This is a genomic window from Scardovia wiggsiae F0424, assembly GCF_000269605.1.
GTDB classification, from domain to species: Bacteria; Actinomycetota; Actinomycetes; order Actinomycetales; family Bifidobacteriaceae; genus Scardovia; species Scardovia wiggsiae.
This window is the reverse complement of the sequence record NZ_AKCI01000001.1, coordinates 801,557-824,968: the sequence shown is the minus strand read 5'-3', so window position 1 is coordinate 824,968 and position 23,412 is coordinate 801,557. Positions and strand designations below refer to the sequence as shown.

Here is a 23,412-nt window from a genome sequence, read left to right as displayed (position 1 = left end):
GACTCAGTACCCTGAGCCAGAGGCCTGAAGCCTACCAGATATGGACACGCTTGCCCGGTTCAATATACATGGCATCTTCAGGCTGCACATTGAAAACTTCGTAGAAACGGTCAACATTAGGGAGGATGCCGTTGACCCGGAATTCCGCAGGGGAATGCGGGTCGATCTGCAGCATCTGTTCTTCAAAGTTTTCTGTTGCCTTTTCGCGCCAGATATGCCCATAAGAAAGGAAGAAACGTTCCAGGGCACTCTTCCCGCTGATAACAGTTGCCGAATCCAGAGCCTTATCCATTTCCTCTGCGGAATCATCGCTGGCGCCAAGTGAGATCGCCAGAGCTTTAAGGGCAATATTGACGCCGCTGAGGTCGCCGATATTTTCCCCGGTAGTAAGGGCGCCGCTCACGTGGGGCATACTATCGGTTTTGCCCTCGGCCTTATACTTCTCAGCTACTGCTGCCGGGGTGAACCTGTCGTATTCTGCAATCAGCTGCCTGGTGCGCTCAGTGAAGTTGTTGTGGTCCTGCTCTGTCCACCAGCTTGTCAGCCTGCCGTGCCCATCGAATTCACTTCCCTGGTCATCGAAACCGTGGCCTATCTCATGGCCGATCACAGCACCGATGCCGCCGTAATTCGTTGCATCATCAGCATCCGGGTTAAAGAACGGGGGCTGCAGGATAGCAGCTGGGAACACGATAACATTGGTATTAGGCGAGTAATACGCATTGACTGTCTGCGGGGTCATTTCCCATTCAGTCTTGTCAACAGGCCTGCCGGCCTTGCCAAGTTCATAGCCGTTAAGCCAGTAAGCTGCACTCCTTAAATTGCGGACAAGGCTGTATCCTGTGGAAATATCCATAGCAGTGTAATCACGCCAGTGTTCCGTGTATCCTATCATCGGAGTGAAAAGCGACAGCTTCTCAAGCGCTTTTTCCCTGGTGCCTTCGCCCAGCCAGGTACTGTGCGAAATGGACACGCGGTAAGCTGCAATAAGATTCGAGACCAGTTTCTCCATGCGCGCTTTGCTGGAAGCCGGGAAATAGCGCTTAACATATTCCTGCCCGACCTCTTCACCGCACAAGGTATCAACAAGGCGGACGGCACGGCGCCATGGTTCCTTTTTCTCGGATGTCCCCATCAAGGTTTTGCCGAAGAAATCAAACTGGATGTCATCCAGCTCTTCAGTAAGCGAATCAGCCCAATGCAGAAGCACGTGCACACGCGACCACAGCCTGAGGTCTTCCAGGGAGGCCTTATCCCATTCCATATCCAGCCCGGTAAGGAAATCAGGTTCCGAAACTACGACCTCAGCGAAAACCTGACGGATATCCACCGGCAGGGCGGCAGCGGCAGGGGTATTGTCATAAGCCTCCTGCCATGAATCAAGCCATGCACTGAGATTGAAATGGGGCAGGGATTCTTCAGCCTGGGAGATCGAATAGCGGTTATATGTCTTATTGACGTCGCGGGTCTTCACATTATCCCAATGGTGTGAAGCGATACGTGTCTCGAAATTAAGGAGCGCCCGTCCCTGCTTCTGGGCATCAGAATCGCCTTTCGTGTAGCCGGCAGCAGCAAGGAGCCTGCCGACCATCTGGCTGTATGCCTGACGGACGGGTTCAAAATTATCCTCACGGTAGTACGCTTCATCAGGAAGCCCAAGGCCGCCCTGGCCAATAGTGAGTATATTGGCCTCAGGGTTCTTGGAATCAGCGTAAACAAAGCTGCTGAAAGGCACCGGCCCGCCGGCAACGTTAAGGACTGCCAGCGCGCGGGTAAGGTCTTCCTTAGTCTGCGCAGTATCGATCAGGCCAAGGTCTTCCCGGATAGGGTCCAGGCCCGCTTTTTCACGTGTTTCCTTATCAAGATAGGCGTTGTACAGGGCAGCAGATTTGGGTGAAGTTTCAGGCGAATTCTCCAGGATATCGCGGATATGCTCTTCAGCTTCATCAACCAGCTTTGCGAAAGCCCCGTATGCAGGTTTATCAGCCGGGAGCTCATAGGAGTCGATCCACGGACCGTTGACATAACGGAAGAAATCGTCCTGCGGGCGCACGCTGTCCGACAGTGAACTGAGGATGCCGTCTAATTCGGCATCATGAGGTGTTATATTATTATTTTGTGACATACCTATACGGTAGCGTATGGAACGGTCAATATCCAGGGGAGTGCGGAATATGTCTGTATCCTGAGACCGTACCCTTAGTAAGGGTATAAAGCATCCTGCGTATGCGAACCTGTATGCTCCGGCAGGGAACGATGGAAAGGCACTGTTGTGATTGAACTGAAATCGGCTGAAGAGATCGAAGCCATGCGTCCAGCAGGCGCATTTGTAGGGAAGATACTGGAACACTTGCGTGAAACGACGACTGTTGGCACGAATCTGCTTGATATAGACAACTATGTTAAAGGGCAGATCGAATCCCGGCCTGACGCGCAGTCATGCTATGTAGACTATGCCCCGGATTTCGGCACAGGGCCGTTCAAACACTACATCTGCACTTCGGTCAATGATGCCGTGCTGCATGGGATGCCCTATGATTACGATCTCAAAGACGGGGATCTGGTCAGCCTTGACCTGGCTATCAATGTTGGCGGCTGGGTAGGCGATTCGGCCATAAGCTTCGTTGTCGGTGAAAACAAGAGGCCTGAAGACCTCCGCCTTATCCAGTGCACGGAAGAAGCACTGCACGCAGCTATACGCAAAGCCGTTCCGGGCAACCGTCTGGGAGATATCTCAGCGACTATCGGCGAGATCGCTGCCGGCTACGGATACCCTGTCAACCTTGAGTTCGGCGGGCATGGCGTCGGCCATATTATGCATGGCGAGCCGTACGTTGCCAATGACGGCCGTGCAGGCCGCGGATTCAGGCTGCGCCCCGGGCTGGTCATCGCTATTGAACCCTGGTTCTTTGAAACGACTGATGAGCTTTACCAGGATGAACGCGACGGCTGGACCCTTAAATCTGTTGACGGGTCGCGCGGGGCTCACAGCGAGCATACTATTGCGGTTACGGAAGACGGGCCGATTGTCCTCACGCGGCGGCCGAATGAAAAAGATTTTCTCAGATAGGAGATTTTCTCAGATAGGCTTTACGGTATAACGGTAAGAACAGAAATACAGCCGGGCATGGAATCCGTAGATTTGCGTGTTTTAGTGTATATTTCAGGCAGCATGCAGGCAGTTTTGTGCGGAGCCTGTTAAAAAATCGGCTATTATGGGGCGTGTTATCGGCATAACGCTAGTCTTATATGTGTGGCTGACTATGACTTTACCCAGGACTTAGGCGAAGCTCGCACTAAATTCACTACGATCACCCGGGCGGTAGGCCTGGATTCCCTGCGCCGTAAAATCGCCGGACTGGAAAAGGAAGCGGCAGCCCCCGGCCTGTGGGATGACCAGGATAATGCCCAGAGGGTGACAAGCCAGCTGGCACAGGCGCAGAATGAGCTGAAGCAGCTCGAAGATATCGGCAGCAGGCTTGACGATATTGAGGTGCTGTACAGCCTCGGCAGCGAAGAAGAAGACGCAGACAGCAGGGATGAGGCCCGTGAGGAGCTGAAAGCCGTGAGCAGAGAGCTGTCAGATGTAGAGATACAGACACTCCTTGACGGTGAATACGATAACCGTGCTGCAGTGGTGACTATCCGTTCCGGAGCCGGCGGGGTGGACGCCGCAGACTGGGCCCAGATGCTTATGCGCATGTATGTGCGGTGGGCGGAACGCCATGGGTACAGGCTTCAGGTCATGGATACATCATATGCCGAAGAAGCAGGCATCAAATCAGCGACATTTGAGATCGATGCGCCTTATGCGTATGGAAAGCTTTCAGTAGAAGGCGGCACGCACAGGCTGGTGCGCATTTCGCCGTTCGACAATAATTCACGCCGTCAGACAAGTTTTGCTGCTGTGGAAGTTATCCCGCTTGTTGAGCCGACAGACCACATTGATATCCCGGACTCTGATATCCGTGTGGATACGTATATGTCGCATGGCCCGGGAGGGCAGGGTGTCAATACAACGTATTCAGCTGTACGCATCACCCATCTTCCTACAGGGATAGTGGTCACGATGCAGGACGAACGCAGCCAGATCCAGAACAGGGCTGCAGCCATGTCTGTCCTCCAGTCCCGCCTTCTGGTCATCAAACAGGAGGAAGAGGCGGCTAAAAAGAAGGAGCTTGCCGGCGATATCAAGGCCAGCTGGGGGGATCAGATGCGGTCCTATGTGCTGCACCCCTATCAGATGGTCAAAGACCTTCGCACGGGCTATGAAACGTCAAATACCCAGAATGTATTTGACGGCGACATCGACGGGCTCATTGATGCGGGTATCCGGTGGAGGCATCAGCAGCGCAAAGGATCCGGTAATGCTTAGAAATTTTAATACTGTATACATGTTGCGGAAAGCTGGGGTGGAACAACCATGGCACTGATCTCATTAAAGAATGTCAGCAAAATATACCCCCGCGCTTCGCGGCCTGCGCTGGATGATATCAGCCTCACTATCAGCAGGGGCGAATTCGTTTTCCTCGTGGGGGCATCAGGTGCGGGCAAGAGCACGCTTCTCAGCCTTCTTCTGCGTGAGGAGGAAGCTACTGGCGGCGATATCCGTGTTGCGGGCAATGACCTTCGGCGCATGCCTGACCGCCATGTCCCGCGGTACCGCCGTACGATCGGTTTTGTTTTCCAGGATTATAAACTCCTGCCGAACAGGACGGTTTACCAGAATGTAGCATTTGCCCTTGAAGTGATCGGCACCAAACGTTCCACTATCAGGACCCTTGTCCCTCAGGTGCTGGAAGCTGTTGGGCTGAAGGGCAAGGAAGACAGGCTTCCGCATGAGCTTTCCGGCGGGGAAGTCCAGCGTGTGGCTATTGCGCGCGCATACGTGAACCATCCCCAGATCATCCTTGCAGATGAGCCTACAGGCAATCTTGACCCTACGACTTCAGTGGGGATCATGGAGGTCCTTGATGCTATCAACCGTACCGGGACAACAGTTGTTATGGCTACGCACAATGAAGAGATCGTCAATTCCATGAGGCGGCGTGTAGTTGAACTCCATACAGGGGAGATCGTGCGTGATGAACGCAAAGGAGGGTATGATTCCTCCGTTTATTTCCCCGACAAGGAAACCGAGGCACAGGCATCTTCAGGGCAGGGCAGCCAGGCTGAGGATGACAGGCAGAACAGTGAAGGCAGAGATGATAAGCCTGCCGGCAGTATGGATCGGGCAGCGGATAAGGGGTACAAGGAGGGAAGCGTCCCGGCCGGCGATGAGGCTGAGGACGACGGCCTGAAACGGCTTGCCAATAGTGTGCATTCCGGCCGTACCGGACGGTATGCCGATACTTTCCAGTCTGCAGAAGATACGCTGACATGGGGCAAAGGCCTGCTGCCTGAAAACAGCGGCAGCCCGGACCAGCCTGACGATCCGGGACATGATACGCACGAGGAAGGCGGCAACTGATGCGTTTACGATTGATCCTTTCTGAAACATGGTCAAGCCTGAAGCATAACGGGATCATGGTAGTGTCGCTTATGCTTGTGACCTTTATCTCGTTCCTGTTCATCGGCGCTTCTGTGCTTACCCAGGTGCAGGTGCAGCAGGCGAAAAACGACTGGTATTCGCAGGTGGAAGTTGTCGTATGGCTGTGCCCCGACGGCTCAAGCCAGTCTGCGAACTGTTCTGCGGGGAAATCCCCAACTCAGGATCAGATAGTCGATATTGAGAATTCGATCTCCGATGATACGGATGGCGCTGTAGCACATATGTCTTTCGTCAGCAAAGAGGATTTTTATAAGAATACGTTCCTTAAAAGGTATCCGGGCGGCGTCTACAAGGGGAGGACCCTGACAGCCGGGGATATGCAGGACTCTATCCATCTCAAGCTGAAAGACCCTAATAAGTATAAGATCGTTTCCGAAGTCCTGGCCAATAAGAAGTATGTGGAAAGCGTCGAGGACCAGCGCGATGTTTTCGACCCGATCCTTCGGGTCATGAATAATGTGACTGTTGTTGTCATAGTCCTGGCTGCAGTTATGGTCCTTGTGGCGATCCTGCTTACCAGTACTACTATCAGGCTGTCCGCGGCTTCACGCAGGACCCAGACTGAGATTATGCGGCTTGTCGGGGCGTCGAACTGGACGATCCGCATGCCGTTCATACTTGAGGGGATAATCGTTACCCTTATTGGGGTAGCCCTGTCATGCGCCGCCCTCGGGGTGATCGTCAAAGTGTTCATCACAGACTGGGCTGCGCAGAATGTGGCATGGATGACGATGGTCAATATCAATACGGTGCTTATGATGTCGCCGTTCCTCATCGCCGGTGCGGTGCTCCTGTCGATTATTGCCTCATCTGTTTCCCTCCGCAGGTATCTGAAGGTATAGGTGCATATGAACGCATATATGCGTTGAGCTGAAAACATTGGAAAATAAGGTGTTATGTGCGATATAGGCTTGGATATGCAGGATAAGGTGCCCGTATTTTTGCTATTGTACGGCCATATCGCATAGGATAGATAAGCAGGTTCGTATGGATGACAGGCAAAAGCTGTTGTTGCGAAGGATGGAAGGACTGGTATGACGACTATATGGAGCAGAGTATCCCGGTTCCGGCCGGCTGTAGGGCTGGCTGTATCCGCTGTACTTATCAGCGGTATGGCTGCGGCGTCGCTGTCAGGGGCAGGTGTTCCGCGCGCTTATGCCGACCCGTATAAAGATCTGACTGCGGCCCAGACGAGCCAGGCAAATGTCAGGAAAAAACTTGCCGGGGTCAACTCAGACCTCCAGCAGACTGTGCTGCAGCTTAATGACCTGGTGAACAATCAGATACCTGCTGCGGAAGATGCATCAAATTCAGCACAGGATACGGCTTCAAAGGCGCAGCAGACAGCCCAGGAAGCTGCCCAGCGCCTGGCCGCAGCTAAAAATGACAGGGCCGCCCTTGAAGAACGTATCCGCCAGACCGGCATAGACTATGATGATTCAAAAGCTGCGGTTGCCCAGTCAGCGCGGGAAAGCTTCCACAGTTCCGCTTCCGGCCAGATCATGAATGTAGTGACCAAATCGAAAAGTGCGGACAGCTTTATTGAAAACATGCAGACAAATTCAGCTGTGGCACGTGTGGAAGCCAATGAGGCAGACGATGCCGCACATACCCTGAGTGCGTCGCTGAACCGGCGCCAGCGACTTGAGGCTATAGAACAGCGTGTTTCCTCTCTGAAACAGCAGGCTGATTCTGCGTCGGCAGCTGCACAGTCTGCGGCTGACCAGGCGCAGCAGAAGGCAGCAGGCCTTGCACGGCTGCAGGAACAGTCCCAGCAGAAGCAGGCTGAGCTTACTGCGATGCAGAGCCAGCTTACTACGCAGGAAGCCAGGGAAGCTGTGGCTGTGCTCCAGGCCCAGCAGGCAGTTGAGCAGTATAACAGGCAGCTTGCTGCGCAAAGGGCTGCCGAGCAGGCCCGGGCTGCACAGCTGGCTGCCCAGCAGTATAACGCCGAAGCGGCCAGAAGGGCAGCTGCGCAAAGGAATACATCAGGATCATCTTCCCGAGGCAGGAATACAGCCCCGGCAGTGATCCCGGCACCGGCGAACCCAGGTGCTACCGCACGGGGTATGAATTATTCCGTGCCGGGTAACTGCTCTGCAACTGCCACCACATGTTACGGCCATGCCACCGGGCGCACGTCTGTTCTGGGCGGGGCCTATCCGTGGAGCCAGTGCACATGGTGGGCGTATATACGCCGTACTCAGCTTGCGCTGCCGGTAGGGTCGTATCTTGGCAACGGCGGGGAATGGGCATCTAAGGCTGCGGCTTTAGGATATTATGTGAATAATACCCCGCACGTGGGTGCGGCAGTATCCTTCCTTCCCGGGCAGGCGGGCTCATCGCCGGTTTACGGGCATGTGGCTGTTGTCGAACGTGTGAATGCGAACGGGACGATCCTTATTTCCGAATGCGGAGCCAAGAACCATGGAAGGATATTAACCCGCATACTGGGAAATGCAGGTTCCTACCGCTATATCCATTACTAGGCCTGTGCGCAGGCTCAAGGCATCCCGGGGTGCCGGCAGGCGCGGCAGGCAGCAGGCAGTGGCCATATATTCATATATTCATATCTGTATTTCTCTATAAAACAAGGGGTATCGGTATGCCGAAGAATAACAGTGCCGGCACACAGACAATAGCAGTGAACAGGCGCGCCCGACATGATTACACTATTGACAGCACGGTTGAGGCCGGGCTTGTCCTGCAGGGAACTGAGGTAAAGAGCCTGCGCGAAGGCAGGGCATCATTGACCCAGTCTTTTGTCAGCATTGACCTGCATCATGAGATGTGGCTTGAAGGGGCGAATATCCCTGAATACCTTAATGGCACATGGACGAACCATGTCCCGAAACGCAAACGCAAACTGCTTCTCCATGCTGACCAGATCATGCGTTTTGAACGCGGCGTTGAGGCCAAAGGGTATACGATCGTGCCGCTGTCATTGTACTTTAAGGACGGCAGGGCAAAAGTCGAGATTGCGCTTGCAAAAGGCAAACATGAGTACGATAAACGCCAGGCCCTGCGTGAGCAGCAGGACAAGCGCGATGCCCAGCGGCAGATGCGTCTGCATAATTTAGGGGCTGCCTGAACATTTTACGTGCTGTGGCTTTTCTCACGTTTGTGGAATACCGCATGCTGCCTGCTGTATTGTTGATAGAGGCGCATACTTATGTGCCAGAGGCATACAGCATGTATCTGAATGATTGAGGAGGCCATAGTGGCAAAAGAAATTACCGTACTTGTAGGAAGCCTTCGCAGGGGCTCGATTGCCCGTAAAATTGCCAGGGCAGTTATCCCCATGTTCCCTGAAGGGTATAACGCGCGGATAGCAGAGATTGGCGGTCTGCCTCTGTATAACGCGGATTATGATAATCCTGAAGAGGATTATGCCCCCCTCCCGCAGAGCTATACTGATTTCCGCAATACTGTCAAGGCCAGTGATGGTGTACTTTTTGTGACTGCTGAGAACAACCGTCTCGTCCCTGCAGTAATGAAGAATGCTATTGATGTGGCTTCCAAGCCTAACGGCGATGTAGCGTGGAAAGGCCTGCCTGCAGGGATAATCAGCCATTCTGTAGGCGCAATGGGCGGTTACAGCTCACAGAAGTCCCTGCGCCTGGCATTATCATATTTTGATATGCCGCTGATGGGGCAGCCTGAAGTGTTCCTGGGCAAGTCAGCAGATATGGTCAACGGCAGCGGGGAATTCGCCAGTGAATCTACCCGCAATTTTGTCAAAGGCTATATCGACGGTTTCGTCAGGCTTGTAGAACAGAATCCCCGGCATTAGGTACGGGGGCATGGCGCAGGGCCTGTCCGGCCGGACTGGTATCAGAGGTCAGACAGGCCTGGTGCAGAATCTGTCCTGCACATTTTACAGCGATGTCGTGCTATGCCGCAGGGTACCGTATAAGGCGCTCTGCGGCTTTTGTGTATATTCGGCGCGTATGAGGGCAGATAATACAGGGTTCCGTTAGAATTGGAACCATGTGTGGAATTGTGGGATATGCCGGTAGAGGCATTGCATGCGGGAAGCCGCTGGAAGTATGCTTGCAGGGCCTGAAGAGGCTGGAATACCGAGGGTATGATTCAGCGGGAGTAGCCCTGGCGGCCCCCGGTATGGGCAAAGCCGCTGTACGTAAAAAAGAAGGCAGGCTCAATAACCTTGTCGATGATATAGAGAGGCATCCTCTTCAGGATGCGACTGTTGGTATTGGGCATACGCGATGGGCGACGAACGGCGTACCCAGCGATACGAATTCGCATCCCCATACCAGTGAAGACGGGCGTATTGCCCTTATCCACAATGGCATTATTGAAAATGCGCCCCAGCTTAAATTCGAGCTTCAGTCTGAGGGATACCATTTTGCGTCGAGTACAGATACCGAGGTGGCTGCAAAGCTTCTGGGCAAGATCCAGGACCAGATCATCAGCGAGGAAGGCAAGCCGGACCTTTTCAAGGCTATGCGCCGCACAGCGCGTATGGTCACCGGCACCTTTACCCTTCTGGCGGTAGATGTGCGCCAGCCTGATATAGTAGTCGGCGCGCGCCATGATTCCCCTCTCGTCGTGGGGATCGGGGACGGGGAGAACTTCCTCGGGTCTGATGTTGCAGCTTTTGTTGCGTATACGAAGAAAGCCCTTGAACTTGGGCAGGACGAAGCCGTCATGATCAGCGCAGATGCTGTTACGGTCACTGATTTTGACGGCAACCCGGCGCAGCCGAGAGAATACACTGTGGACTGGGATATGTCGGCTTCCGAAAAGGGGGGCTGGGATTCCTTCATGGACAAGGAGATCCATGAGGAGCCTGCGTCTGTACAGAATACCCTTCTGGGGCGTTTCGATATGGAGAACAGCCTTGATCTTGATGAAGTCCATATCAGTGAAGATGTTTTCCGGTCTGTCGACAAAATAATCGTTGTGGCGTGCGGCACGGCTTCTTACGCAGGCCTTGTGGCAAAATATGCCATTGAGCATTGGGTCCGCATACCGGTCGAAGTGGAGCTGGCCCACGAATTCCGGTACAGGGACCCTATTCTGACCCCGCATACTTTAGTGGTAGCGATCTCACAGTCAGGAGAAACTATGGATACCCTGATGGCGCTGCGGCATGCGAGGGAACAGGGGTCGCGCGTCCTCGCTATCTGCAACACGCAGGGTGCGACTATCCCGAGGGAATCAGATGCGGTACTGTATACCCATGCAGGTCCGGAGATCGCTGTGGCTTCTACAAAAGCTTTTGTTGCCCAGATCACTGCAGCTTATCTGGTCGGGCTGTACCTGGCACAGATAAAAGGGACAATGTACCGGGATGAGATCCGCGAAGTGATCCGGTCCCTGAAGGATATGCCTGCAAAGATCCAGGAAATACTTGATACCCAGGCTGATGTTATTGAACAGGCTGCACGGAGGCTCGCCGGTGCGCGGTCTTTCCTTTTCCTGGGCCGCCATGTGGGATATCCTGTTGCGCTTGAAGGTGCGCTCAAGCTGAAGGAGATCGCCTATACGTTCACTGAAGGTTTCGCCGCCGGCGAGCTTAAGCACGGGCCGATTGCCCTGGTGGAAGAAGGCGAGCCGATAGTCGTTATCGTGCCGCCTGCACGCGGGCGCAATATCCTCCACTCAAAGGTCATTTCATCTATCCAGGAAGTGCGTGCCCGCGGGGCCTACTGCATTGCAGTCGCGGAGGAAGGCGATGATGATGTCAGGGATTATGCTGATGTAGTGTTCTGGCGTCCGCAGTGCCCGACGCTGATGAGCCCGCTGGTGGACGTAGTGCCTTTGCAGCTGTTCGCAATGGATATGGCAAAACTGAAAGGCTACGATGTTGATAAGCCCAGGAATCTGGCCAAATCGGTGACCGTAGAATAGCTGTGTCCCCGGCAAGGAGAGGTTATGCTGAGATCTGTAACGTTAGCGGATATAAGCGGTGCGGTTGCTTACCCCGGGCCCGGAGATTCCAAATACACACGCGGGGTAGTAGGGCTTATCACCGGCTCGGATAAATATCCCGGGGCTGCTGTGCTTGGCGTCACTGCAGCGGCAAAGGCCGGCGCCGGATATATCCGGTATATGGGTACGGAATATACGCAGCAGCTAGTTCTCCAGTCAAGGCCTGAGCCGGTTATGGGGATCGGCCCCGGGTCGCATATCGATGCATGGGTCATAGGCTCCGGTATGGCAGATACCGGCAGCGCATCTGTAGGGGAAGCCAGGCATGAAGCGGCGGAAGCTGTGCTTGATGCCTGTGCCGGGTCGGGAGGCAGCGGTGCAGGCACCAGCGGATACTGTGTTGTTGATGCGGGCGCTTTGCCCTATTTCACACAGGCAGCGGTACGCTATGCTGTTCCCGGTACCGGCAGTGTGCGGAACGCTGTTGTTACGCCTCATGCGGGGGAGGCTGTTTCGATGCTGGGAATATGCGGTTATGATGTGGACCGGACAGAAGTGGAAGGTGATCCTGAGAAATATGCGGTACTGCTTGCACAAAAGCTTGCATGCGGTGTTGTGCTGAAGGGGTCCCCCACGGTCATCTGCAGCCCAGATGCGCCTTATCCCGTCTGCCTCAATTCAACACACTGGCTTGCAACTGCGGGCACAGGGGATGTGCTGGCCGGGATCATGGGAACCCTTCTCGCTCAGAACAGTGAGGCTATAAACAGAGGCGGGAAGGATATTCAGACTGTTGCTGCTGCCGCCGTATTCATCCATAGCCTTGCCGCCGGCCTTGCCTCAGAGGATGGCCTGAGCGTGGAAAGGCTTTTTGCCGAAGATATGAAGGGAATACAGAATGATATCAGGCAGGATACACAGGGCAGGAAAAGCGGGCAGAGCGCCCGTGAGGGGCATCCTATCACTGCAATGGATCTATGCGCACAAATACCTTCTGCTGTCGGCCTGGTGCTCTCCCGGAAACAGGGCAGGGGATGAAACAGCACCGCTGGGTCACTGAAGAGCCGGATATCCCTTTTGACCTGCCTGTACTATATGAAAACAACGCCATTATCGTTGTGGACAAGCCCCATTTCCTGCCGACAATGCCGCGGGGCATGTGGTACAGGTCAACGGCAGTCATACGGCTCCGGAAACTCTACAACAGTGATGATATTATCCCGGCGCACAGGCTGGACAGGATGACTGCGGGGGTGATGGTATTCGTCCGCGACCCCAGGTACAGACGCGCGTACCAGATGCTTTTCCAGAACCATGAAGCAGATAAGGTATACGAATGCCTTGCTCCGATGAAGCCTGCAGCGGTCCCAAGTTTTGGTACTTTGCGCCCCTGCTGCGGATCTCCCGGCTATCCTGCCCAACCTGGGCATGATGTCTGCACTGGCTGTTCCAGGCGTTATACGCGTCACAGCCGGGCCTGCCCTTTCCCCCTTCTGCGCTGCTCGCGCATCGTTAAAGACCGCGGGACCCTGCAGGCATATGAGGTCCCGGGCACTGTCAATGCACGCACGCTTATGACGCTTAGTGCAGGGCAGCCGGCTGAAGCCGTCCGCCGCGGCTTCCGTGCCTATACGCTGTACCCTTTTACCGGCAAAACACATCAGCTTCGTGTGCATATGAACAGCATAGGCCTGCCAATCATGAATGATATGTGGTATCCGCAGGTGCGGGAGCAGGAATATGATGATTTCAGCCATCCGCTGCAGCTTGTAGCGCGGCAGCTCAGCTTTACCGATCCTGTTACCCATGAAATACGGGTTTTCAGATCACGGTACCCCCTTTCTGCCGACACGCTTTATATCCCGGAATAGAAACGGGGACCAGATAAAAGCCTGAAAAAGGTTTGGGATCCGGTGTAGCATCCATAGTGGAGGTCGCGAAGATATGGCAGCGCAGAAAGGTCGCATGAAGTTCTCCGTCCGGAGGCTGGGCCGCAGCCTGTCAGCCAAAGAGACTTACAGTAACGGCCATCTTACCCATGAGGCTTTTATCTCCCTCGCAGTCCTGACAACAATCACGTTCCTGGGCAATTTTACCCAGCTCCAGCTTTCCTCCGCGCTGCCCACTATAGTCCATGAGTTCCATATAAGCGTAACAACAGGGCAGTGGATGACATCAGTATTCCAGCTCGTTATGGGTGTTATGGTGCCGCTGACCGCTTTCCTGACACGGAGGTTCACGACCAGGCAGATAGTGCTGGCATCTATGGCCATATTTATTGCAGGTTCGGTGCTTGCATGGGCCGGCCCCACTTTTGCCGCTGTACTTTCGGGGCGTATACTTGAGGCGATTGGTACAGGCGTTTTATGGCCTGTACTGCAGATTGCAGTATTTTCAGTTATCCCGATGTCGCGCCGCGGGGTTGCCATGGGGACGGTAGGGATGGCTATGAGTGTTGCCCCGGCTCTGGGGCCTACTCTGGGCGGGCTCCAGACAGATAATTCAGGGTGGCGTTCCATATTCTTTACCCTTGCGGCTGCAGGTATTATCGCTTTCATCCTTGCCTTTGTCTGGCTGAGGAATTTCAGCGAAAATGATGCTTCTGCCAAAACGGATTTCTTTTCTGTGGTGCTTTCCGTTTTTGGCTTTGGCGGCCTGATGTTCGGTTTTACGAATATCGAAGCATATCCTCCGTCCCATCCGCAGGTCTGGATCCCGGCCAGTATAGGGATTATTGGGATCATATGGTTTATCGCAAGGCAGCTCCATGCTGCGAAGAAGTATAAGCAGGCTGTTGCAGCAGGGGAGCCGGCGGAAGGGGATGCCGTATCTGCCGGGCTCTCCGGCGTATCTGGGGCAGCGGCAGATGTCACTGGAAAGGTCGGCGCAGCAGCGGGGCACGGCAGCGATCCCAAGGCCCTGCGCCAAAATCATAATACTGTGCAGCCGCCTCTGCTCGACCTGAGCGTGCTGAAGAACCGCAGCTTCTGTGTAGGGACAATCGTTGCTGCTCTGAGCTTCTTTGCGTTCAGCTCTATTACAGTTATTATCCCGCTGTATATCCAGGATGACCGCGGATTTACAGCTACGATGAGCGGGCTTATCATGCTGCCGGGCGCTTTGGGGCAGTGCATCGCCCAGTTTTTCGGCGGGCGTCTGCTTGACCGTTTCGGGGCGCGCCCTGTGGCTCTCCTGGGTACCGGCATTTTATGCATAGGGACCGTCATGATGAGTATGATAGACCTTCGCACGGGGATATGGTGGGTCTCTGTCTGCCAGTTTATACGCCAGATCGGCATGGGATTCACCCTGATGCCGGTAACAACGTGGTCGCTGAACTGCCTGGAGCCTCAGGAGGTATCTGCGGGGTCGGCAGTCACTAATACTGCCAGGCAGATAGCCGGGGCTGTAGGGGCGCCAGTACTGGTGATCCTTATGGATATAGTGGCGAAAGCGCGTTTTGCCTTCCTGTCGGGAAGCGCCCCCGCGCAGTCCCTGCGCATTATTTCCAGCATTTTTGCTGTTAAATGGGTTTTGAGGATATCGGCAGTTATTGCATTTATTATGGTGATGCTGGTGCTGTTCGGTATCAAAGGGTCAGGTGCAGGGTCATCGCATGATGTAGCGCATCGGGCTATCGCACGGATGAACCGTGAGCTGGCGAAGCATCATCTTCCCGTCCTGCACACAATGTGAATATATCCGGACTACGGCCTGCACCAGCAACAGTATTGGCGCGGTACGGGCATGGACAGCCTATTTCCTGCCCTGTGCCGTGCGTGTATAAATAATATCCATTCCTTTGAATATAAGGTCGGGATCGTATATATCAATAAGACCTGAACGCCGGGCATCTTCTTCGACAACATGCCCCAGGCCGCCCGTCATGATGACGGTCAGATCTTCTGAATATTCTTCCCTGCAGCGGCTGACGATATGCCCCAGGCCGCCGAGGAAGGTGTAATACAGCCCTGCCCGGATAGCATCACTGGTGTTTTTGGCAAGTATAGTATCCGGACGGGTGATCTCCACATTCGGCAGCTGTGCCGTATCCCCGGCGAGGGCGTGCGCCGAAGCCTGCAGCCCCGGGCTGATCGCACCCATAATGATCGAACCTTGAGGGTCAACGATATTATATGTTGTGGCCGTCCCTATATCAATGACCAGTACCGGACGGGAGTACAGATGGTATGCCGCAACGCAGTCAGCCAGACAATCGGCACCCATGCTCTTAGGGTCATCCATTTTTACATTGATGCCGGTTTTGACACCGGGGCCAACGATAACGGGGGAGCGGCCTAAAAACTTGATAATGCCTGCGCGGAAGGAGTGCATGATCTGAGGGACGACGCTGGAGATAATAACGCCTTCAACGTCGGAAGGCTTGTAGGAGCTCAGCGCCAGGAACTGGAGGAGCACTATGCCGTATTCATCGCCGGTTCGGGAAATATGGGTAGCCATACGGTACGTATTGATGATCTGCCGTGCAGGTGCATGCTTCTGTACGGCGGGGGCCTTCCCCTCTGAGGGGGTATCAAGGAACCCCGTAACGATATTTGTATTGCCGATATCTACTGCAACGAGCATGCGCACCTGCCTCATCAGATCGTGTACTTTCCGTACCGTTTACTGCTATTGTATCTTCCTGCAGGCCAAACCGTCAGCGGGCCCGGCAGAAACATGACCCGATGCCGGGGAGACTCTACAGCGGAAAATACAGCGGATCTTCGCAGCGTCTAGAGAGCGGAAGAATTTCTGCACGATAGAAATGACTATTGTATGAAATGGTTTCCACGCAGCGGTTAGACTCATTTCCCAAACAGGTCACTGTGTGAACCGGTGCGGGACAGCACCAGCACCAGCACATCTTCTTCAATCCGGTATATGAGCAGCCAGTCAGGAAGAATATGACATTCCCGATGTCTAGCCCAGTTCCCGGATAAAGGGTGATCATGGTTGCTTTTGTCGAGTGGCTCACCGAGTGCGAGTTTCGCGATGATCTCATCAAGAAGCGTAATCTTCAGTCCCCGCTTCATTACCAACTTGTAATTTTTTCTGAACTGTGTGGTAGATTTGACTGTATATTTGGTTTTTCTCACTTCTTCAGGTCAGCAAAAAGCTCGTCAATGTCGGTGTAACCTTTTACAGACGGATCTTTTGCAATCCTTTCCGCTTCCACCATGGCGGCAATCGTTTCCTTGCTGGGCTGCCCTACTTTGACTTCAAAGGGAATGCCGCCTTCACGGAGCGACTGGCGCACAAAAATATTGAAGGCGGTCGTTAAGTTCATGCCGAGCTCTGCGAATAAGGCATCGGCTCTTGCCTTAACATCGGAATCCATACGAATACTGATATTTGTTGTAGCCATGCGTTCAATCCCTTTCCACTGTCATCTATATTGTATGCTATTTGCACGAGGAATGCAATACAGCGCACGAAAAATTTATAAATTTCAGACTTACAATTATCGGTAGAAGCAGCTATGGGAATTTTTCAAAGGAACTCAAAAATCTGTCCTGTCCGTTGTTAATCAATTCTGGTAGTGCTCCGAGCGGCTTTCCTGGTCGGAATCGGAAAAATCTTGAAAACCTACTAAAAATCTATTGACATTTAGGTTCATGGGGGGGGGGGGAATACCCCAATCAGATCTGGAAAATGCCGCCGGGAACAAAGCGCAGAAGCACCAGTACCGCGATCATACAGGCGGTGATGGCGGCTGCGGTTATATCGCGGGCTGTAAAATGCATCGGATGCCACGTGGAGCGGCGGGCTGTGCCGGTGTAGCACCGCGCATCCAGTGCATCGGACAGGTGGTGCGCGTGCCTGATAGCTGCAGCCAGTACCGGTATAACAAGGGAAGACAGGGATTTTGCCTGTGTGCGCAGGCTCCCGTACCCTATAGATGCCCCGCGTGCAGCCTGAGCATGGCGAAGGTGGCGGAATTCCCTTGAGAGAACAGGCATAAAACGCATCCCTAGCGTGAGGGTGAATGCTGCATCATGGGTCGGGACATTGAACAGTTTCAGCGGCGATATAAGCGATTCAAAAGCGTCAGACATACGCATAGGGGGGATGGCCATAAGGAGCAGAGCGCCAATACAGACCATCAGTATAAGCCGCATGGAATAGATCAGCGCCGTCCATACGCCGGCAGTGGTAATAAGGAAATCCCCCCAGCGGATAAGGGGCTGCCCTGTGCGCGTGAACAGGGCATTGAGCACTCCCATAACAATGAAAAGGGCGATAAACCCTTTGAGCCTTGCCCACAGATCGCGGATATTCGCGCGCAGCAGGACGGCTGCGGATAGCGTGACCACTGCTGACCACAGCAGCATGGCACCATTGGAGACCGCAAAATAACTGACCATTACCGCCATGGCGCATAAGATCAGTGTTCGAGGATCAAGTCGCGACAGAGGGGAGCCCTGCGGGGTGCAGCGGGCAGCTGTCCCGGGCGGCGGATCGGTTTTTTGGCCGGTATCTGAAGGCTGCGGCTGTTGTGTATGTGTACCCGTATCCGTTGTGCCCCTGTCCGTATCGGTACTATGCCCAGGCCCGGTACCGGGATGGAGGAGCACTACGCGTTCAGCATTCCCGGCTGCCACATGCAGGGAATGCGTGATGATGACAATAGTGGCTCCTTCTTTGTGGAGCTTCCGCAGGATCGAAAGGATGTGTTCCCGCGCATGGGTGTCCAGGCCCACTGTCGGTTCGTCAAGCACGATGATATCAGGTTTATTGGCGAGTACCCCTGCTATGGCCGCGAGCCGGCGTTCCCCCCCGGAGAGGTCCCATGGCGAACGCTGCCTGAGATGTTCGATCCCCACAAGCTTCAGCATTTCGTCCACGCGCCTATCTGCCTCATCGGAAGGAAGCCCCAGGCATGCTGGGCCGTATGCGATATCATCAGCTACAGTATCGGCAAACAGCTGGTTCTCCGGATGCTGCATGACATACCCGATGTGTGAACGGACTTTTATACGGTTTTTGCGCGCAAAAGCATCCATACCGTCTATAGCCACGCTCCCGGACTGGGGTTTCTCCAGAGCACACATAAGCATGGCGAGGGTAGATTTCCCTGTACCGTTTTCCCCGCATAAGGCAACGAATTCACCCTTACGGATGCTGAGCGACAGCCCGTTTATGATATCAGTGCTGCTGCCCGCATACCTGTAGCTGATATGCGAGAGCCCAACTGCAGGAGCGGGATTATTTGAAATGTCGGAGGCGCCATTTGAAAAGGAGGCGGATTTGCATGGCAGGGCAGTACCCCTCGGAATGCTATGCCTGCCGTAGGAGACAGTATTATTATGCGTAAAGATATGGGTTACGGGAATGCCGTACGGTTTTAGTGCTTCATCCGTTATCTCTTCATCGCCGTCAGCGGTACAGGGGTCAGCGCCCTGTGCTCTATACGGCGGACGCCCAGTCCTGACCGGTATTTCCCCTCCCGTTCTATCCTGGGGGCAGGGGGTGCAGTAGTTTTCTGCCGGACCGTCATACTGTACAGATCCGTGGCTTAAAGCGATGATACGGTCGGCCTGCGAAGCTTCCTCCATATTATGGGTAATAAAGATGACCGTAAGTCCTTGCCGGTGTGCCGAGCGGAGGGCCGCCATCAGTTTCTGTCTTCCCGCAGGGTCGATCATGGCAGTTGGCTCATCAAGGATAAGTATCTCCGGTTCCATAGCCATCGCTGAGGCAATGGTTATCCGCTGCTGCTGCCCGCCGGAAAGGTCCATAGGATCCGATCCTGCCTCTGTACCCATGCCCACTGTATCAAGGCATCCATATACACGCTGGGTAATAATATCCGACGGTACTCCGAGGTTTTCAGGCCCGAATGCCACATCATCCTCAACGATACTGGAAACTATCTGATCCTGCGGGTTCTGGAATACTATGCTGATCTTTTTCTTCACCGCGGAGTATGCATCAAAATCGACAGCATCCGCCCCTGTATCCGCAAGGCCGCTGTTATATACCGTTGTCCCCAGCAGTGATACCTTCCCCGAATCCGGATGCGACAAACCTGCGATAATGCGTGACAATGTTGTTTTCCCCGAACCGTTGTCGCCTACCAGGCAGACCCATTCGCCCTGCCGTATGCAGAGCGATATGCTGTCCAGCGCAGCTGCAGCGGCATTGCTGTACACATATGTTACCGTGTCGAGCACAACAGCGGGGGGAGCAGTCAAATCAGCCATGAACGTCAGTCAGCTATCCTTTTTGACCATGCGTGATACCGGTTTATAGCACAGGAAAGTGATCACGGCGTGCAGTCCCATCTTTATAAGGTTGAAGGGCAGATACGCCGGCAGGATCAGTGCGATATAACGCATAACATCAACGTGATAGTACAGAGGCGTTGCGGCAAGGTTAAGGACCAGTGCTGCGGCAACAGCCAGGACAGCTCCTGTACCAAGTGCAGCCGCTGCGCCGGCCCGGGTATGGCTGCGTTTATATATGAATGCAGCCGGCATCGTGAAGCACAGCATGATAAGCATATTCATGGCCGCACCAACCGGGTTGGTAAACAGATGCGGGACATACGTGAGGATACTGACAGTTGCCCCTGCAGCCGGGCCGTATGCAAAAGCGGCAATAAGGCAGATAACACCGCTCAGGTCATACTTGAGGAACGGCACTGCGGGGAATACGGGGAAAGATATGAAGCTCAGCGCTATCCCCAGCGCCACAAAAAGTGCATAGACTGCTACCTGCTGCGTACTCCAGCCCTGTGTACCGGCCCTGTTCGTTGAATGGCTGCCGGAATTATCCATATTTCCTCGTTTCTTCCGTCCGGACTATACCGTTGGCTCCGGAATCATACCGGATCAGCCGCTTTCGCGGGTCGCGGGCTCAACCGCCAGTAGGGAATCCCACCCTGCCCTGAAACTTGTGATACCTATAACACTAACACAGGCGCGGACAATCAGGCAGAAGCCTGCCGCTTTCAGCGCTGGCTGAAAGCGCCGCGATTTCCCCATTCCCAGGAGCCGCCGCCGGCCCCGATCTGGAAATGGAGCTTTGCGATGCCCAGATCAGTATATGCGAACATAGTGCTGTCCCGGCCGCTGATATAAGCCTCAACAGAGCCGCTTCCCGGATTATAGGAGAACATGGCAGGCTGGCGGTTCATTGCTGAAGGGGCTTTAGCGGCTGCAGCTACACCATCCATAAACCACTGGGGAGGCTCGGCAGAAGGAGGGGCAGCACTGGCGGAATCAGCGCCTGCAGCAGCCTCGGCAGCCTTGACAGTGAACAGTTCATCAGCGCTTTTCGACGGCCGGTGGGTCCGCTGGGTTTCGCACCGCTGCTCATATGATTCTTCCATAAGCGCGCTGTATCCTTCCTGGTATCCGATAACAATGCCCAGGTACAGCACTTCATTATCACTGATGTCGCAGCAGCGTTCAGCTTCAGCCTTATCCCAGCTTCCGGCGACCCATCCTGTCTGGAGCCCCATAAGGACGGCGGACAGTACCACGCGCTCGCCGTAATATCCGGCTGCTTCGCGGGCTTCATCACTGCCTGCAGGACCGATAAGCGCAATAAAATTTTGTGCGTTCCTGAAATGCCCTTCTGCATTTGCCCGGGCAAATACCTGAGGGCAGTTTTCAATAAGCTGCATATGCAGGCCTGAAATCAGGTTCACTGCATCTATATTCTGGCGGAGCTGCCGGGACAGGTCGCTGTCGATCTTTTTATCTTCGTACATGCGCGTTGTGATCCGCACATTGACAGCATCAAGTAAAGAGGTGTGGAAATCAGCCATACCTGTATTATCCTCCAAAACCGTAAAATATTCCACTGTGATATCGATTTTCAGGTATCGGCGGTAAAGGTGATAAAGGGGTATGCTAAAATTCAAAAGGTATTGATTATTGCTTGGTCCGAGGAGGGATCATGATTGAAACAGCACAGGCATTCGGTATAGATATTGGCGGATCGGGGATAAAAGGTGCGCCGGTAGACCTTAACGAAGGCAAATTCGCCGATGAGCGGCTTCGGATCCCCACCCCCGAGATATCTACGCCTGAAGCAGTAGCAGATGTTGCCAGGCAGATACTTGACCATTTTGATGTCCATGACGGCACCCCGGTCGGCATCGCGTTCCCGGCACCTATCAAGCCCGGGCGTCCTCTGGATTTCATGGCTAACCTCGATAAATCATGGATCGGTGTAGATATCAATCAGCTTATGAGCGAGCGTACCGGCCGGGAATGCCATGTTGTGAATGATGCCGATGCTGCCGGCCTTGCGGAAGCCCGGTTTGGCGCGGCCAGAGGGGTACAGGGCCTTGTGATCGCAACGACCCTGGGCACCGGTATCGGCAGCGCACTGATTATGGATGGCGTACTTGTACCCAATACGGAACTGGGGCATTTGGAGCTTGACGGTAAGGATGCGGAGAGGTATGCCGCGGATTCGGCGCGTTCCCGCAAAGACCTTTCATGGAAGAAATGGGGCAAGCGCTTGACCCAGTATTACCGCCTCTTGGAGCATTATTTCAGCCCCGATGTTTTCGTTGTGGGCGGCGGTGTCAGCAAAAAGAGCGAAAAATTCTTCCCCTATATTGATATCACTACGCCTATAATCCCCGCACAGCTGCTCAATGATGCCGGTATCGTCGGTGCAGCCTATTTCGCTTCACAGCAGGTCGGGCGCCAGGCATAGGCAGATCCCCCCTGATACGCCTGCGGGGAGGCTGGGTACAGATGCTACACTGTTGGGGTGGCTTACCAGTTTTCGCACCGTATAGATGAATCGCCTGTGAACCCTGTTGCCCGTGAGGCTGCGCGCCTGAAGGCACAGGGGATATCATTATCTGCGATGAATGATTCCAACCCTACCCATTGGGGACTGGCCCCGTCAGCGCTCCCTCAGGAGTATACTGCAGATCCGCGGGGCGATGTATCCGCCCGTACCGGCCTTGCCCGGTTCCTGCGTGAACGCCGAGAGAAAGAGCATACCGATGATGCGGGATCGGGACCGGTATCTGAAAATAGCCTGTATATACTCAGCTCAACATCCCAGGCCTATATGTGGCTTTTTATGCTGCTGTGCGATCCCGGTGACGCAGTGCTTGGCCCCAAGCCGGGGTACCCGCTTATTGAATCCATAGCCCGGCTTGCCTCCGTTGAAGCGGTGCCATATACATTGTTTTATGACGGGCAGTGGAACATTGATCTGGAGGCTATGGAAGGCATAATACACAGGTATGCATCAGAAGGCAAGAAAATCAAGGCAGCCGTCCTGATCAACCCCAATAACCCTACGGGATCATATGTCAGGAAGCGGGAGCGTGAAGGCGTTATCAGGTTATGCCGGGAAAATAATATTGCGGTTATTGCTGATGAAGTCTTCTTTGGGTATCCGCTTATGCCTGTGCCAGACAGGGGAAGGATCGCAGGGGAAAGCCGCGTCCTTACTTTTGCTCTGGATGGGCTGTCGAAAGCGCTGGCTGCGCCTCACGCCAAAATAGGCTGGATCCAGGTAAGCGGCCCCAGGGATGACGCTGGTGAAGCTATGCGCAGGCTTGATATCATTGCTGATGATTTCCTCCCGCTTTCCCAGTTCCAGATCAGCGCCTTTCCCGGCCTGTTAAACGAGGTCCCCTCCCGTACAGAGATTGTCCTCCGGCGTATACAGGAGAATCTGGAAACCCTGCACCGGCTGCTCGGGCAGGAGGGCGGTTCTACTGTTGATGTGCTGAATGCTGAAGGCGGCTGGAACGTCCTCCTGAAATTCCCGGCGTCTGTGGATGAGGACACTCTGGCCTTGGAACTGCTGAACAGCTGCCATATTGTGCCGCAGCCCGGCTATTTTTTCGATATGCCGTCTAACGGGTATGTAACACTGTCCCTTCTTCCTGATCCCGAAGTATTCCGGACACATGTACATGCCCTGCTCGCTGCAGTGGACAGGCTGGTGCAGGGTCCCGCCCTGGAACCGTAAAT

20 protein-coding genes and 1 riboswitch are annotated in these 23,412 nt (G+C 54.3%); of the genes, 13 read left to right on the top strand and 7 right to left on the bottom strand.

What is annotated here, in order from left to right:
• Window positions 1–31 precede the first annotated feature (31 nt).
• Window positions 32–2,125, bottom strand: coding sequence for a M13 family metallopeptidase (locus tag HMPREF9156_RS0103660; RefSeq protein ID WP_007147445.1), 2,094 nt, complete (start codon window positions 2,123–2,125; stop codon window positions 32–34).
• A gap of 147 nt (window positions 2,126–2,272) precedes the next feature.
• On the opposite strand from HMPREF9156_RS0103660, the gene map reads away from it, so the two are divergent.
• From map to HMPREF9156_RS0103605, 11 genes are all read left to right on the top strand, one after another.
• A complete protein-coding gene (gene map / locus HMPREF9156_RS0103655) occupies window positions 2,273–3,070 on the top strand; it encodes a type I methionyl aminopeptidase (protein WP_007147444.1) in 798 nt (265 codons plus the stop codon).
• Between the two features lie 183 nt (window positions 3,071–3,253).
• Window positions 3,254–4,375 carry a peptide chain release factor 2 gene (gene prfB / locus HMPREF9156_RS0103650; RefSeq protein ID WP_007147443.1) on the top strand — a complete coding sequence of 374 codons (1,122 nt, stop codon included), beginning with the start codon at window positions 3,254–3,256 and terminating at the stop codon, window positions 4,373–4,375.
• 48 nt (window positions 4,376–4,423) lie between these two features.
• Window positions 4,424–5,470 carry a cell division ATP-binding protein FtsE gene (gene ftsE / locus HMPREF9156_RS0103645; RefSeq protein ID WP_007147442.1) on the top strand — a complete coding sequence of 349 codons (1,047 nt, stop codon included), beginning with the start codon at window positions 4,424–4,426 and terminating at the stop codon, window positions 5,468–5,470.
• Window positions 5,470–6,393: a permease-like cell division protein FtsX gene (gene ftsX / locus HMPREF9156_RS0103640; RefSeq protein ID WP_007147441.1), complete on the top strand. Its 924-nt coding sequence runs from the start codon at window positions 5,470–5,472 to the stop codon at window positions 6,391–6,393. Before ftsE ends, ftsX begins: the two co-directional genes overlap by 1 nt.
• 192 nt (window positions 6,394–6,585) lie before the next feature.
• Window positions 6,586–8,040 carry a CHAP domain-containing protein gene (locus HMPREF9156_RS0103635; protein ID WP_007147440.1) on the top strand — a complete coding sequence of 485 codons (1,455 nt, stop codon included), beginning with the start codon at window positions 6,586–6,588 and terminating at the stop codon, window positions 8,038–8,040.
• Between the two features lie 116 nt (window positions 8,041–8,156).
• Window positions 8,157–8,642, top strand: coding sequence for an SsrA-binding protein SmpB (smpB, locus tag HMPREF9156_RS0103630; RefSeq protein ID WP_007147439.1), 486 nt, complete (start codon window positions 8,157–8,159; stop codon window positions 8,640–8,642).
• Window positions 8,643–8,771: 129 nt separating this feature from the next.
• Window positions 8,772–9,344: an NADPH-dependent FMN reductase gene (locus HMPREF9156_RS0103625; RefSeq protein WP_007147438.1), complete on the top strand. Its 573-nt coding sequence runs from the start codon at window positions 8,772–8,774 to the stop codon at window positions 9,342–9,344.
• 197 nt (window positions 9,345–9,541) lie between these two features.
• Window positions 9,542–11,428 (top strand): glutamine--fructose-6-phosphate transaminase (isomerizing), encoded by a 1,887-nt coding sequence (gene glmS, locus HMPREF9156_RS0103620; protein ID WP_029246346.1) that lies wholly within the window; start codon window positions 9,542–9,544, stop codon window positions 11,426–11,428.
• Between the two features lie 24 nt (window positions 11,429–11,452).
• Window positions 11,453–12,487: an ADP-dependent NAD(P)H-hydrate dehydratase gene (locus tag HMPREF9156_RS0103615; protein ID WP_007147436.1), complete on the top strand. Its 1,035-nt coding sequence runs from the start codon at window positions 11,453–11,455 to the stop codon at window positions 12,485–12,487.
• Window positions 12,484–13,320, top strand: a complete 837-nt coding sequence (locus tag HMPREF9156_RS0103610) for a pseudouridine synthase (protein ID WP_007147435.1) — start codon at window positions 12,484–12,486, stop codon at window positions 13,318–13,320. Before HMPREF9156_RS0103615 ends, HMPREF9156_RS0103610 begins: the two co-directional genes overlap by 4 nt.
• A gap of 73 nt (window positions 13,321–13,393) precedes the next feature.
• The gene (locus tag HMPREF9156_RS0103605) at window positions 13,394–15,145 is read left to right on the top strand and encodes an MDR family MFS transporter (protein WP_007147434.1); all 1,752 of its coding nucleotides are present in this window, start codon (window positions 13,394–13,396) and stop codon (window positions 15,143–15,145) included.
• Between the two features lie 60 nt (window positions 15,146–15,205).
• Here the strand turns inward: HMPREF9156_RS0103605 and HMPREF9156_RS0103600 are convergent, their stop codons facing one another.
• From HMPREF9156_RS0103600 to HMPREF9156_RS0103575, 6 genes are all read right to left on the bottom strand, one after another.
• Window positions 15,206–16,036 (bottom strand): type III pantothenate kinase, encoded by an 831-nt coding sequence (locus HMPREF9156_RS0103600; RefSeq protein ID WP_007147433.1) that lies wholly within the window; start codon window positions 16,034–16,036, stop codon window positions 15,206–15,208.
• A 221-nt stretch (window positions 16,037–16,257) separates the two neighbouring features.
• Window positions 16,258–16,548, bottom strand: a complete 291-nt coding sequence (locus HMPREF9156_RS0103595; protein ID WP_007147432.1) for a type II toxin-antitoxin system YafQ family toxin — start codon at window positions 16,546–16,548, stop codon at window positions 16,258–16,260.
• On the bottom strand, window positions 16,545–16,817 hold the full coding sequence (locus tag HMPREF9156_RS0103590; protein ID WP_007147431.1) for a type II toxin-antitoxin system RelB/DinJ family antitoxin: 273 nt from the start codon (window positions 16,815–16,817) through the stop codon (window positions 16,545–16,547). The genes HMPREF9156_RS0103595 and HMPREF9156_RS0103590 overlap by 4 nt, the downstream gene beginning before the upstream one ends.
• Window positions 16,818–17,091: 274 nt before the next feature.
• Window positions 17,092–19,656: an energy-coupling factor transporter ATPase gene (locus HMPREF9156_RS0103585; RefSeq protein WP_007147430.1), complete on the bottom strand. Its 2,565-nt coding sequence runs from the start codon at window positions 19,654–19,656 to the stop codon at window positions 17,092–17,094.
• A 9-nt stretch (window positions 19,657–19,665) separates the two neighbouring features.
• Window positions 19,666–20,232 (bottom strand): ECF transporter S component, encoded by a 567-nt coding sequence (locus tag HMPREF9156_RS0103580; protein WP_007147429.1) that lies wholly within the window; start codon window positions 20,230–20,232, stop codon window positions 19,666–19,668.
• A 3-nt stretch (window positions 20,233–20,235) separates the two neighbouring features.
• Window positions 20,236–20,353: riboswitch (FMN riboswitch) on the bottom strand.
• 52 nt (window positions 20,354–20,405) lie between these two features.
• The gene (locus HMPREF9156_RS0103575; protein ID WP_007147428.1) at window positions 20,406–21,227 is read right to left on the bottom strand and encodes a nitroreductase family protein; all 822 of its coding nucleotides are present in this window, start codon (window positions 21,225–21,227) and stop codon (window positions 20,406–20,408) included.
• A gap of 131 nt (window positions 21,228–21,358) precedes the next feature.
• Here HMPREF9156_RS0103575 and ppgK point away from each other — a divergent pair, with 131 nt between their 5' ends.
• Together ppgK and HMPREF9156_RS0103565 are read left to right on the top strand one after the other, a co-directional pair.
• Window positions 21,359–22,129, top strand: a complete 771-nt coding sequence (gene ppgK / locus HMPREF9156_RS0103570; protein WP_007147427.1) for a polyphosphate--glucose phosphotransferase — start codon at window positions 21,359–21,361, stop codon at window positions 22,127–22,129.
• Between the two features lie 57 nt (window positions 22,130–22,186).
• Window positions 22,187–23,410, top strand: coding sequence for a pyridoxal phosphate-dependent aminotransferase (locus HMPREF9156_RS0103565; RefSeq protein WP_007147426.1), 1,224 nt, complete (start codon window positions 22,187–22,189; stop codon window positions 23,408–23,410).
• Window positions 23,411–23,412: the final 2 nt, after the last annotated feature.

Coding starts and splice junctions, on each gene's coding strand:
- HMPREF9156_RS0103590 (WP_007147431.1), bottom strand. CDS start 16,817: ATGGCTACAACAAATATCAGTATTCGTATGGATTCCGATGTTAAGGCA.
- HMPREF9156_RS0103575 (WP_007147428.1), bottom strand. CDS start 21,227: ATGGCTGATTTCCACACCTCTTTACTTGATGCTGTCAATGTGCGGATC.
- HMPREF9156_RS0103635 (WP_007147440.1), top strand. CDS start 6,586: ATGACGACTATATGGAGCAGAGTATCCCGGTTCCGGCCGGCTGTAGGG.
- HMPREF9156_RS0103580 (WP_007147429.1), bottom strand. CDS start 20,232: ATGGATAATTCCGGCAGCCATTCAACGAACAGGGCCGGTACACAGGGC.
- ppgK (WP_007147427.1), top strand. CDS start 21,359: ATGATTGAAACAGCACAGGCATTCGGTATAGATATTGGCGGATCGGGG.
- smpB (WP_007147439.1), top strand. CDS start 8,157: ATGCCGAAGAATAACAGTGCCGGCACACAGACAATAGCAGTGAACAGG.
- HMPREF9156_RS0103610 (WP_007147435.1), top strand. CDS start 12,484: ATGAAACAGCACCGCTGGGTCACTGAAGAGCCGGATATCCCTTTTGAC.
- HMPREF9156_RS0103585 (WP_007147430.1), bottom strand. CDS start 19,656: ATGGCTGATTTGACTGCTCCCCCCGCTGTTGTGCTCGACACGGTAACA.
- glmS (WP_029246346.1), top strand. CDS start 9,542: ATGTGTGGAATTGTGGGATATGCCGGTAGAGGCATTGCATGCGGGAAG.
- ftsX (WP_007147441.1), top strand. CDS start 5,470: ATGCGTTTACGATTGATCCTTTCTGAAACATGGTCAAGCCTGAAGCAT.
- ftsE (WP_007147442.1), top strand. CDS start 4,424: ATGGCACTGATCTCATTAAAGAATGTCAGCAAAATATACCCCCGCGCT.
- HMPREF9156_RS0103605 (WP_007147434.1), top strand. CDS start 13,394: ATGGCAGCGCAGAAAGGTCGCATGAAGTTCTCCGTCCGGAGGCTGGGC.
- HMPREF9156_RS0103600 (WP_007147433.1), bottom strand. CDS start 16,036: ATGCTCGTTGCAGTAGATATCGGCAATACAAATATCGTTACGGGGTTC.
- HMPREF9156_RS0103615 (WP_007147436.1), top strand. CDS start 11,453: ATGCTGAGATCTGTAACGTTAGCGGATATAAGCGGTGCGGTTGCTTAC.
- HMPREF9156_RS0103660 (WP_007147445.1), bottom strand. CDS start 2,125: ATGTCACAAAATAATAATATAACACCTCATGATGCCGAATTAGACGGC.